This is a genomic window from Moorena sp. SIO4E2 (assembly GCF_010671945.1).
In the GTDB taxonomy this organism is placed as follows: domain Bacteria; phylum Cyanobacteriota; class Cyanobacteriia; order Cyanobacteriales; family Coleofasciculaceae; genus Moorena; species Moorena producens.
Window position 1 is genome coordinate 1 of sequence record NZ_JAAHIE010000204.1, and the last position, 11,922, is coordinate 11,922.

The window sequence follows — 11,922 nt, forward strand, 5'->3', positions numbered from 1 at the left end:
ATTGCTGCTCACAGGGTAAACCAGGTGGGCGGTAGTAATGATCAAAAATCTCAAATCCTGCTTGTTCAACACAGCGAGCCAAGCTTTGATATTCCCAACCTACAACATAGCGATAGCCGGTTGGACGAACACTATAACCCTCATGATCACCACGAATCATTGACATAACTATGGCACCATTGCTAACAAGCGATCGCTTTAAATCCTTAAGTACCCTAACCATCGCAGCACGGGGAATATGAATCAGGGATGCATTGGCAAAGATCCCATCAAAGCTCTTTGGTGGCAGCTTGAGGTTCAGAAACGATTGCTGCCAAACCTCGCATCCTGAAACCTGTTGCGCCATCTTCACAAATGCTGGTGTAGCATCGAGACCAATCACTTGATGACCTTGGTCTTTAAAAACAACCAAGTCTCTACCAGGACCACCTCCTAATCCAGAATCTTGCCTGGATTGCGGGGCATAGCATCCACCAAGGCGTTGCGATTTTGAGACACATCATGATTCCAGGTGCCTTCCCGGAAAGATTCTGCTGTTGCTTGATACTCAGCAATTGTTACTCTTTCGTGATCTTCCACAATAGTTCAACCTGGTGATACTGAAGCAAATTTTACTATCTAGCTAATAACTCGATAATAAACTCAGCCGCAGTTAGATAAGTTCGATGTGGGGGTTGCTCACCTAATGGCACCTGAACCCACCAGCCTTGGCACTGACAAGGGCTACGCCACAAGTCCAAATGGCCTATTGCGGGTGTTGCATAGAAACTGTCTTCCCCTGCCCCCAATAGCGCTGAACTCCAGTGGGTAAAGTAATCGTGACTAATCCGGTGGATGGGAAAATTGCCATACAGAGGCACACCCCAGCCATCAATAGCGATCAATGCTTGGATGGAACCTCCCAGTAGCTGCCAACCCCAAGCTGCTGCGATCGCACCCACTACCCCAGCACTGAAACCGATCAAGACTATGGGAGTCTTGACCAAACCAATGTGACGTTGCAAGAACTCTAAAATATGAATAGCTGAATAAGCTGGGTAGTCCTGAGCTGGAAAAATTAAGATTTTCTCAGTCCAGGAACTTGATAGATCCAAACTTGCTAAAAAATCCTGGGTCAGTTGGGGCTCATGGATACCGGGGCAAATAATTAAGTAGGGGGACATGAGTGAACTACCCCGACTTACTTCGTTGTTCGCGAAGCGTGGCCTACGGCCAAGTCGGGGCTTCCAGCTTCACGGAAGAATGCCTTAACTTGGACGGGCGTCCACGTCTTGGTCTTACTTCTTCTCCACTGGCGTTGACCTCCCCCGTCCCAGAGGAGGATAGCATTCTGATCCCTTCTGCTCTAATATTCTTTGCCGCATTACCATCTCTGTCGTGGTGAGTTCCACAACTTGGACAAGTCCAAGCCCTGACATCCAGTGGCAACTCCTTGATTCGGTAATGACAATTAGAGCAGGTTTTGGAACTAGGAAACCATCGGTTTATTTCAACTAATACCTTTCCTTCTTTTTCGCACTTATAAGACAGGAAGTTTACAAAGGTTCCCCAACCCAGATCAGATATTGCTTTAGCTAATTTATGGTTACGTTCGCGTAGCGTGCGCGTAGCGCATACCATGCCCTTGACATTTAGGTTCTCGACTACCACCACTTGGTTGTTGTCAACTATCTTTCTAGATAGTTTATGCAGGTAGTCTTGGCGGACATTTCCAATCCGTTCGTATACCTTGGCTACAATCTTTCTGGCCTTTTTGCGTCCATTGCTGCCTTTTTTCTTTCGGGCAGCGATACGCTGTTTTTTAGTCAGTTTCTTTTCGGACTTGGCTAAGTGCTTTGGATTCCCAAACTTGGAAGTTTTTTCGCCATCGTAGGTAATAGCAAAATCCTTAATACCCAAATCAATTCCGATCACATTTCCTTTTGTGGAAGGCTGCAAATCATCCGGCTCATATTCCATTAACACAGAAGCATAATATTTTCCAGATGGAGTCTTGCTAACGGTTACAGTTTTCATTTCTCCATCTAGTGGTCGATGGATTATTGCTTTGATAATGCCTAATCTTCCAGGGAACTTCAAGTAGTTGCCAACTTGTTTTACGTTCTGGGGATACTGAATTGATTGGCGATGATGATATGATTTGAACCTAGGATATTCAGCCCTACCCTCAAAGAAATTTTGATATGCACGACTAAGATTGAGACTCACGGATTGCAAAACCTGAGAGTAACAATCTTTTAGCCATTCAGTCTCTTTTTGTTTTTTGAGCTTTGGCAACATAGAGTTGAGTGCAGATTGTTTTAGCCCCTTGCCAGTTTCTTTGTAGGTTTCTATGCACTGATTCAAAGCATAGTTCCACCACCAACGAGCGCATCCAAAATGCTGAGCTAACACTTGAATTTGCTCTTGTGTGGGATAAATTCTAACTTTGACGGCTTTATGTTTCATTGCACTCAAACTTGTTGGAGATGAAACCTTAGAATAAAGAAGCCTTTATGGTTAGTCGGCTATGCATAAAAGGGTTAAATCTTTGTGATTAAGGCTTCTTTATTCTTACGGTAACTTCAAACTCGACCATGCTTAATATTATATGTATTTCACAGTAAGGTGTCAAGGGATAAAATAAATTTTCTGTCTCGCTATCCATCCTAGAGACGCGCGCCTTAGTAGAGTGGAGCCTTAATCAAACAGTTTTAACCCTTTTTCCCATAGCCGACCAACCATAAAGGCTCCACTCTACTTACGGTAACTTCAACACCCTGGAAGAGGGTGGGGAATTCCGCGAGTTTTGTTAAACGCTAAAGAGGCAAAGAAGGGAAATCAGCTGGATGTGCAAGACAGTTAAGATTAAGAAATGACTATTGAGAAATGACTAATGACTAATGATCAATTGTCCCAAATGCCATCAACCTATCAATAGCAAGGTGATTACCTGTCCCCATTGTGGAGCAATCCTTAAAGCCTATGGTCATCCGGGGATTACCTTACACCAAACCACAGGAAATACCCCCTTGTGTGAAACCTGTACCTATCATGCTGATGATACCTGCACCTTTCCCCAACGTCCCTATGCTAAGCAGTGTACCCTTTACGAGGATAGTTCCGAAAGTACCTCAGAGCCTGAGCAGATTTATAATCCCCAGCGTGGCTTACTTGAATCCGTCAGGCTTTGGGGTCAAAGGAACCCAGCCTTACTAGGTCTATTGGTATTAATCGCTGCTAGCTTTTTGCTAGCCCTGATGGCCACTAGTTAAAGTCAACTAGTACTCCGTCAAAATTGAATTGACGTAAGCATTCAGCTATCAGCGTGTCGCGTATCAGCTTATGGGCTATGGGCACGCTACTTGAGGTGCTTTTGAATAAAAGAGGTAAGGGACTTGCGTGTAAAAAAAATACCAATTAAAGTAGGGTGGGCAAAGTAATATTATTTAGAATAATCAAAAGAAACAAACTGTTTTTGCCCACCCTACAAGCTAGTACTCCGTCAAAATTTAATTGACTAGACATGATAGTACTAAGCGCTACGAAATTGACAGATTACTAGTAGCGGGTGAGTCGGTTGGTATGGTCTGTGAGGTGTCTACTTGCAAATGTTCTTTAACCGTAATTTTTTGTTCTTCACACACCTCTAAATCAAACCAGAATGTTGTCCCAACTCCCACTTCACTGACTAAGTTTACTCGGCTATGATGTCTTTCGATAATGTTTCTGACAATTGAAAGCCCCAATCCCGTCCCTTCCAGGGTATGAACTCGGTTTTCTACCCGGAAAAATCGGTCAAAAATCGCCTGTTGGTCTTCTGGAGCAATGCCAATTCCCGTATCCGAGATTTCAATTCGCACCCTGTCTTTTCCTTCTTTGGTATTGAGTTCGGGTTCTAATTGATAAGCACGAATTACCACTCGTCCACCAGACTCAGTGAATTTCAAAGAGTTGCCCACTAAATTAGCCAAGACTTGGAGCAACAAATCGTAGTGACCCATAACTGGTGGTAAATCTGGTTCAATCTCCTGAGCCAGTTCAATAGTTTGGTCACGAGCGTTGAGCTGATAAGTGCGCAGGGTTTGCTCTATAGGTCGAACAATGTCAAAGGGTTCGAGTTGATAAATTCGACAAGATTCCAGCCGTGATAAATCTAGGACATCGTTAACTAGACGGGTTAGTCGGTCAGTTTCCCGATTAGCCGTGTCAAGAAACTCCTTGCGCTTAGCTTCGCTAAGTTTTTCGTCGTAGTCGTGGAGGGTTTCGATAAATGATTTAATGTTAAATAGAGGTGTTCTGAGTTCGTGGGAAACATTGCTGATGAAATTGCTTTTTGCCTGATTAAGCTCCACCTCACGGGTGATATCCTGAACAGTGATAGCAATTCCCTTAATATTTTCCCGGTATTGGTTGAGTACCTTACTTAGGAGAATGCGAACGGTGCGAGAGACCGGTTTGGTCAGAGTAATACGAAACTCTTCACCTTCGCGGGATTCCCGTTCTGTTTCTGTCTGTTTATCCGCTGTAGCCATTTGATACAGCGGTCGTGTTAGTTCCATTGTGACCACATCAGGGAGATGGTATAGGACATTTTTACCGACAATGTCTTGCTCCTCCCAACCAAAAATCCGCCGTGCTGTCGGGTTGACTAACATTACCTGAAAATTGGTATCAATCAGTACAGCACCATCGGCAATTGTGGAAACTAGAGTCTCTAACTTAGCTTTTTCTGCGGTAAGTTCTTCAATATTTTGCTCCTCATAGCGTTCTAAACGCTCTGCCATGTCATTGAAGCTAGACACCAATTCCCTCAGTTCTACTCCCAAAGGCATCTCAATCCGCTGCTTGAAATTACCAGCAGCAATATTTCTCACCCCTACTAGTAGTTCTTTAATGGGCTTAGTGATAGTCAAGGCGTTCCCCACTGCACCTAAAATCACCATCACCCAGATCGAGATAAACACAGCAATGGTAACATTTCTTGTTAAATTGGAAGAAACCACCACCGTAGGGTTAGGGTTAATGCCCACAGCCAAAACCCCTAAGTATTTGTTTTCGTCAATTAAGGGAACAAACACATCAGTGACTTGACCATCAGGAGTCAGGTGCTGCCGTGCCATGGGCTGATCAGAGTTTTTGGCGTAGCCCTCGGGTAGCTCAATCCGACGCTTAATGGTTAAAGAATTCTTTACTTCTGCTGCGGAGAAAGGAATACCAAAGATTATTTCCCCATCCTCGTCAGCATAGATAATGTAACGCACACTGGAGGTGCTAGTGTAGAAGCGGCTGGAAAAGCGAGCTAGTTCGTCGAAATTATTTGCCGCAACATGAGGTTCAACGTTGGCAGCCAGCAAGAGACCGAGATCACGACCAAAGCGAGTGTCGTTCATCCTAGCATCCTGCTGAATCGTATTCACCGCCCAGAAGGTCAAGCCACTCATGAGCAATGAGACAACCAGAGTGGCTGCTGCCATTAGCTTGGTCTGGAGGGTAAACTCCGACCACCAATGCCTGATAATGTCGATAAGGGTTTTTAGCAAAGCTAGCAAGGTCAGTTCAACTCTCTCAACAGGGAAGACAACAACACTCTTTCCAAAGGTAGATGCTTTGATTTTGGCAAAGTATCTACTTTTGGCTATCCTCCAATTATAAGGCCAGAAAACCTGACCTCTTGATGGGAAAATAAAGATGATAGTAAGCTATCAGCTATCAGCTATCAGCTATCAGCCATTGTCCTTAGGCCACGCTAAGCGAACAGTTTATGAGGAAAGTCACAGGTTATAAGCCTGTGCCACGCTACTGTTCACGCAGCACCTCAAGTAGCGCAATCGGTACTTTTAGGTGCGACCCGTGGCGAATTTAATTCTTAATGGTAAGAGCGCACCTTTGAATAAAATAAGCTGACGGCTGACGCCTGACTGCTGAATGCTTACAGATGATAGGTGTTAGGTGTTAGGTCATAGGTCATAGGTGTCGGGTTTTAGGACATCAAGCCTAATCCTAACCCAAGCAATATGATGCTTAATGCTTCACTATTAAAGTTTTAAACTTCATTAATAAAGCATAATTTAATTATTTTGAGGCATAAACACTTAATTATGCTGCTTGAATACTCAATTAGTAGGCAATATTACACTTATAGCAGTCGCCAGGGCAGTTAGGACATGACAAAAGTCTCAAAGCTAAGTATAGCAATAGTTTTACTTCTGACTTCTGACTTCTGACTTCTGACTTCTGCTATAACACCATTTGCCTCAAGCCTGATGCCTAACACCTATCACCTCATGACTCTTCTTGCCCAGATAGAACAAAATCCCAAGACCTAAGCCCACACTGCTAGCAGTCACTAACCAAAAACCACTGGTAAATTCTGGAGATTGATCCAATGCCCAACCTCCTAAAGATGGTCCAATAAAGTAACCTACTGCCCAACACTGAGATTCAAGGGAAAAGTAAACTCCTCGCAAAGATTGTGGAGCTAAATCCCCCACCAAAGAAGAGGCAGAAGGGAGATAAATTACCTTAGCAAAAGCTAATAGTAACAAAGCACAAAGTGCTGGAATAACTGCCAACTTATAAACAACTCCTGTGAGCCAAACTAACACAAATCCTCCACACCACAGTAGTAAAGAAACCATCAGAACATTGGTGCGTTGAAACTGGTTTAGAAAGCGGGCAACAGGTAGTTGAAAAATGGCACCAAAGGCGACATGCCAGAAGAAAATAAGACTAATCGTTTCTGGAGCTAATCCGGTTTCTGTTCCTCCTCCTGGAACAAAATTGGCAAAATAGAGGGGCATAATGCTATTGAGTTGAGCATCATAGGTAGTGAAGAGAGTATTCCCTAGTAACCAAATCATCAAAAAGCGATCGCTTAGTGCTTGTTTCCAGGATTGGGTAGGGGATTGAGGCACCTCTTGAACGTTATTTGTTTCTGCGATCGCTAAATAAATGACAACGAAGAAAATCACATAAAAAATACTTTTGAGCACAAATAAAGTACGGTAACTGCCAGAAGCAGCAATTAACTGCCCTGCCCCAATAACTCCCAATCCTAGTCCTAAGCTATCAGCTAAACGAGTAACTGAAAAGGCTTCATTACGCTGAACAGGAGTGGTTAGATCGGTGACAACTGCCTCAGTAGGCGGCCAATATAGACCAATCCCTAAACCCATCAGTAAGTTAGCAATAACCAGAGTTGGGAAATTATAGGTAAACGCTAAACAAAGACTTGCTAGAGCAGAAACAGCTGCCGAGAGTAGCAAAGTTTTCTTGCGTCCCCAAAACTTGGAATCAGCCAAAGTCCCTGAAATCAAGCGTCCTAATACTCCAGAAATTGAAGAACTCCCTAGAGCCATCCCAACTTGGGTGGCGGATAAACCAATCTGATTAACAAAAAAAATCGAGGCATAAACTAAAGTAAACCCTTGACCGATGTGCAATAACAATCGACCGGTTGCCAGAATCCAAATCTCCTGCCTTAATGCTGGGAGCAAAGATAATAATTTATTGAGCAATTTCGGTAAGGTTAAAAGGTTGAGGGGTTGAGCCATTGAGCAGCATTTACAATTCTTTACATCTAAGTAAATAGTATAGGGTAATCGCAATAATTAATCAGGAAGCATTATGTTAACGACTATTGATCAAGACGTGCAATAGTGCTGATAATCAAGGCTTAATAGGGTCATAACTGCCAACCTTAAGATTCTATTGTGACAGTTGACAGGGTGGAATGTGGTATCTAGCAAGGTTCCGGCTCTTTAGTGGACAATAGTAACTACCTGTATCCTAAATCAGCCCCCCTTGCATTCCTATTTAACTAGGAATATTGCTTATGTCATCGCCACGGGAGGGTTCTATCACTATTGCCCTCAAGACCAATACTTCTCAGTCTAAACTGTTAGAAGCTTTAGCCCTATGGCAAGAGTTAGGTTTACTTTCTGAGACTAGCATCGACATCATATTTAAAACTAAAGCATCCCATCCCGCTCTTTTAGAGGGATTAGATGCTTGGTTACGTTTGGGTTTGCTTCAGGAAACCTTTGTTAAACGGTTGTGTCGAGAACATCTTACCTGTGCTTTACCAGAACCTAGTGTAACTCCAAAGGTTTCTGCTTTATCAGTCGCGAAACCAGCGCCTCAACTAGTGTCACCTTTAGCTAGTAATGACTTTGCACCGGAGACACCCAAACCTAAGAAACCCAACTGGATTGCTCAAATGTGGCAATCCCTTCAAGCAGAATTCAGTGTCCGCTGGTTGCTGTTTCTGGGTATGTTTATGGTGGTGGTATCCTCTGGGGTACTGGCTGCTAGTCAATGGGACAATTTCCCAGCTGCTGGACAGTATGGAGTATTGCTGGCCTATACCTTGAGCTTTTGGGGGATTAGTGCTTGGACAACGAAACAAGGGAATTTACCGTTAACAGCCCAAACCTTGCGAGTTGTCAGTCTGTTGCTGATCCCAGTCAATTTTTGGGCAATGGATGGCTTTGGCTTGTGGCGTCATCCCTTAAATTGGCTAGTGGTAGCAGTGGCGACAGTAGCACTAAGTGCGATAGTACTAAGTTCGATACTCTTAGGTCGCGGCTACGGGAACGGATTTTTACGATTACGACAACAACAATCATTCCCCTTACCGATTATTAATTATTTAGGTCTGAGTTACCTAAACTGGGGTTGGGGTATCCCTGGATTTCCCATAGGAGCAGTTTATTTGGGCATCGGTAGCACCATCGCTACCTTATATATAGAATCCAGAAAGAAAAATTCAGCGATTATTTTTGATGTTGCTGGCTTCCGCATCTTAGTTTATGGCATCGGCATCCTGCTATTTAGAGCAATTTTTGTCATAGGTGTCGATATTGAACAACTGGGGTTAGCGATTGGGATGTGTGGTTGGTTTCTCTACTGGCTATACCAAAAGCCTCAGGCACCATCTCTCCCGGTCTCCCCGTCTCCCCGTCTCCCTATGATTTGGTTAGGGGGTAGCTTGCTGGTGGTGGGTTGGTTAGTTTGTGTAGCAGCTGAGTTTCCTTGGCAAGCCATGATTGTCAGTGGGCTGGGGGTCTGGTTATTTGTCAATCGTTTACTAAAATTTTGGCGACGTTCCGATTTAGCCGCCATGTTAGCCATTGGTTTACAGATGGTTTGGCTTTCATGGCGATTGATTCCCCCATCAATACAAACCTGGCTACTGGAAACAGCAACTACGTTAACCCATTCCCAAGAAACTCCCTATGTATTGTTGAGTTTAGTACTGTTTCCCTATCTGGTTTTAATTGTTGGGTTAGCAGATTGGTTATATCAGCGCAAAAAACATGATCTGGCAGAATTTGCAGAAGTCATTGCTCTAGGAATAGGAGTTAATCTGACTACTCTGTGTTTTTCCAATCCCCTATTACTCACGATTAATGGTATTAATTCTGCTATAACTTTAGGGATTGTGACTCAGCGACGGGATAGGTTAGGGATTAAGCCTCATCTGCGCTTAAGGGTCTACCTAACCCACAGTACTGCGATCGCAACCGTTATCAGTGCCATTAACTATCTTTTTCCCAACCTACATCTAGGGGGCTTTTCAGCAATTTTATTAGCCCTGATGGTAGCAGAATGGAGCTTGAGTTTAAAGATGCCCGCTACTTCTGACTATGTCAAGATCTGGCGAGAGAGTGCTTGGCACTTAGGTTTAAGTTTAGCTGGTCTGAGTTATCTATTATTGTGTGTCAACTATAGTGCCTACGACATTAACCCAGATAGTTACCTGAGAGCATGGGGTCTGTTGTGGCTAATCACTCCATTATCTCTGACTGGATTAGCACGTGGTTATCGCAGTTGGCAACCCCCTCAAGACAAGTTTGTAATCCAGTTGAGTGTAGTTGCTGTCATCTTATCCCAATTGCTGATCCTAGGAATACCAGGAATGCGGTTAATCAGTTTAGCGTCCGCTACAGCACTGATGTTGGTTAACACCCGCTATTTAAAGCAATTAACATCAGCAGCAATTACCGTAGGATGCGGCATCAGCTTAATCGGATTCTTGCTTTGGGATGGCATCCCTAGCTTTCCCCAACCGTCCGGACAAGATTGGTGGGTTGTTGGAGCGATCGCTATTTTAACCTTATGGTTATCGCGAAGCTGGTTACTTCGTGTTAGCAAGATACAGGATAACCAATCACAATTTAAAACTTCAAATCAACAAACCAACCTTCAAAAAGCCAACCTTCAACAAACTAACCTTCAACAAACTAACCTTCAACAAACTAACCTTCAACAAACTAACCTTCAACAAACTAACCTCCCAAAACTGTATGCACAAGCAATGGATGGGTGGGCGATCGCACTGTTTATTTTTCAGCTAATTCTGCTGACTTGTTATTCTCTGATAGTCTACATTGGGTTTGGGTCACCAACATGGTTTATGCTCATTGTAAATGCAGTGACCTTAGGAGCGATCGCGTATCGCAGTTTTCCTTATCCATCCAACTGGGCTATTTATGGGATGGGTTGGAGTGTGGAACTGTTAACTACAGAAGCCCTGGGCTTATTAGACCATCCACTGATCAATTTAGCCGTTGCCAATACAGTATTAGGACTAATTGCTCAACTTTTAGGAGATTGGTGGCGACGCCGATCTAATCTCTACAAAATACCTAGTAGCTGGCATATTATTCCCCTACTATACGGTAGCTTAGGACCGGTCTTAAGTTGGGGAAGCTTTACCAATTGGACTGGTTTATACTCTTTTGCCCTAGCAACAATTGCCATTGGGGTAGGGCGTCGCCTTGCAGAATTTAAACCTCTAATTTACCTTGCGCTATTTGGGGTATCGGTTTCTGCCTATCAACTGTTATTTTATCAATTATCTCAGTTAGGAGGAGGAGCAAAAGGGGATGGATTGATTATAATGGCAGTGCTTGGGACTAGTATCATGTACGCCTATCGGGTATTGTCTCCTTGGCTGAAAGGATATCTACATTTTACCCCCAAAGAACTAAAGGTTATTTCCCATCTCCATTGGGTATGGAGTAGTTGTTTGTTAATAGCAGCAACAACTGAGTCGATTGAATCCGGGATGATGCTGGGATTTAGTACTGGCGCGTTTTTAGTTATCTATGCTATTTCTCAAGGACGGAATCGCTCCAATCGCCAGCTTGGAGAAATCTGGGTTTATTTAGGTTTTGCTGAAGCATGGGGGATGCGGCTGTATTGGATAAATACCCCTGTGGCGCGTCTGTTATCCGGACCATTAGTGCCTTGGAAAGGTGCGATCGCATCCTTAGTCGCTTACTTTCTGTATTTCCTACCTTGGGAAAATTGGGGTTGGTCAAAACGTCCTTGGCAAATCGCTGCTTTCTTAATCCCCTTGATTGCCATTGCAGAAAATCCCTATAGCGGTAATTTAGCTAGTTTGGTGATTATCGCAGCTTTCTATATTATTCTCGCTATTGTTAATCAGCAAATTCGGTTTACCTTTATCAGTGTAGTAGTAATTGACTGGATGTTGCTCCGTTGGTTTGGACAACTACACTTAACTGCTGCTCTTTGGTATGTTCTCCCCTTGAGTTTATCCTTACTCTATATTGCCCAAGTCGATCCCTATCTAAGTGAACCCCCCCAAAAACAAATACGTCACAATCTCCGGTTAATCGGGACTAGTATTATTTGTTTAGTTTCCTTTTGGACTGCTCAATGGCTTGGGTTATTAACTGGGGGAATTAGTGTAGTGCTAATTTTTGCTGGATTAGCGATGAAAGTAAGAGCATTTCTTTATGTTGGGACTGGAACATTTTTAATTAATGCGATCTACCAACTACTGATTTTTAGCTTTGATTATCCATTTTATAAATGGGTGGTAGCGCTGTTTGTCGGAATTGGGTTTATCTGGATTGCCTCTACCTTTGAAACTCGCCGCGATCAGATTACAGCTTGGATGAATCAATT

6 protein-coding genes and 1 pseudogene are annotated in these 11,922 nt (G+C 43.5%); 2 read left to right on the forward strand and 5 right to left on the reverse strand.

Going from position 1 to position 11,922, the window contains the following annotated elements:
• The 3 genes and pseudogenes from F6K37_RS20195 to F6K37_RS20210 form a co-directional block, all read right to left on the reverse strand.
• Positions 1 to 579, reverse strand: a pseudogene (locus F6K37_RS20195) (class I SAM-dependent methyltransferase); the annotation flags it as partial.
• A 35-nt stretch (positions 580 to 614) separates the two neighbouring features.
• Complete coding sequence (locus tag F6K37_RS20205) at positions 615 to 1,163, reverse strand: hypothetical protein (protein WP_287251731.1); 549 nt, start codon at positions 1,161 to 1,163, stop codon at positions 615 to 617.
• A gap of 43 nt (positions 1,164 to 1,206) precedes the next feature.
• On the reverse strand, positions 1,207 to 2,448 hold the full coding sequence (locus tag F6K37_RS20210) for an RNA-guided endonuclease InsQ/TnpB family protein (protein ID WP_287251732.1): 1,242 nt from the start codon (positions 2,446 to 2,448) through the stop codon (positions 1,207 to 1,209).
• A 434-nt stretch (positions 2,449 to 2,882) separates the two neighbouring features.
• Between F6K37_RS20210 and F6K37_RS20215 the strand changes: the two genes are divergently transcribed.
• On the forward strand, positions 2,883 to 3,254 hold the full coding sequence (locus F6K37_RS20215; protein ID WP_008189603.1) for a zinc ribbon domain-containing protein: 372 nt from the start codon (positions 2,883 to 2,885) through the stop codon (positions 3,252 to 3,254).
• Positions 3,255 to 3,521: 267 nt separating this feature from the next.
• Here F6K37_RS20215 and nblS read toward each other — a convergent pair whose 3' ends face one another.
• Both nblS and F6K37_RS20225 read right to left on the reverse strand, forming a co-directional pair.
• The gene (gene nblS, locus F6K37_RS20220) at positions 3,522 to 5,531 is read right to left on the reverse strand and encodes a two-component system sensor histidine kinase NblS (protein ID WP_287251734.1); all 2,010 of its coding nucleotides are present in this window, start codon (positions 5,529 to 5,531) and stop codon (positions 3,522 to 3,524) included.
• 705 nt (positions 5,532 to 6,236) lie between these two features.
• Positions 6,237 to 7,535, reverse strand: a complete 1,299-nt coding sequence (locus F6K37_RS20225) for an MFS transporter (RefSeq protein WP_287251735.1) — start codon at positions 7,533 to 7,535, stop codon at positions 6,237 to 6,239.
• Between the two features lie 281 nt (positions 7,536 to 7,816).
• Between F6K37_RS20225 and F6K37_RS20230 the strand changes: the two genes are divergently transcribed.
• A partial coding sequence (locus F6K37_RS20230; protein ID WP_287251737.1) for a pentapeptide repeat-containing protein occupies positions 7,817 to 11,922 on the forward strand: 4,106 nt, incomplete at its 3' end.

Coding starts and splice junctions, on each gene's coding strand:
- F6K37_RS20210 (WP_287251732.1), bottom strand. CDS start 2,448: ATGAAACATAAAGCCGTCAAAGTTAGAATTTATCCCACACAAGAGCAA.
- F6K37_RS20225 (WP_287251735.1), bottom strand. CDS start 7,535: ATGGCTCAACCCCTCAACCTTTTAACCTTACCGAAATTGCTCAATAAA.
- F6K37_RS20215 (WP_008189603.1), top strand. CDS start 2,883: ATGATCAATTGTCCCAAATGCCATCAACCTATCAATAGCAAGGTGATT.
- F6K37_RS20205 (WP_287251731.1), bottom strand. CDS start 1,163: ATGTCCCCCTACTTAATTATTTGCCCCGGTATCCATGAGCCCCAACTG.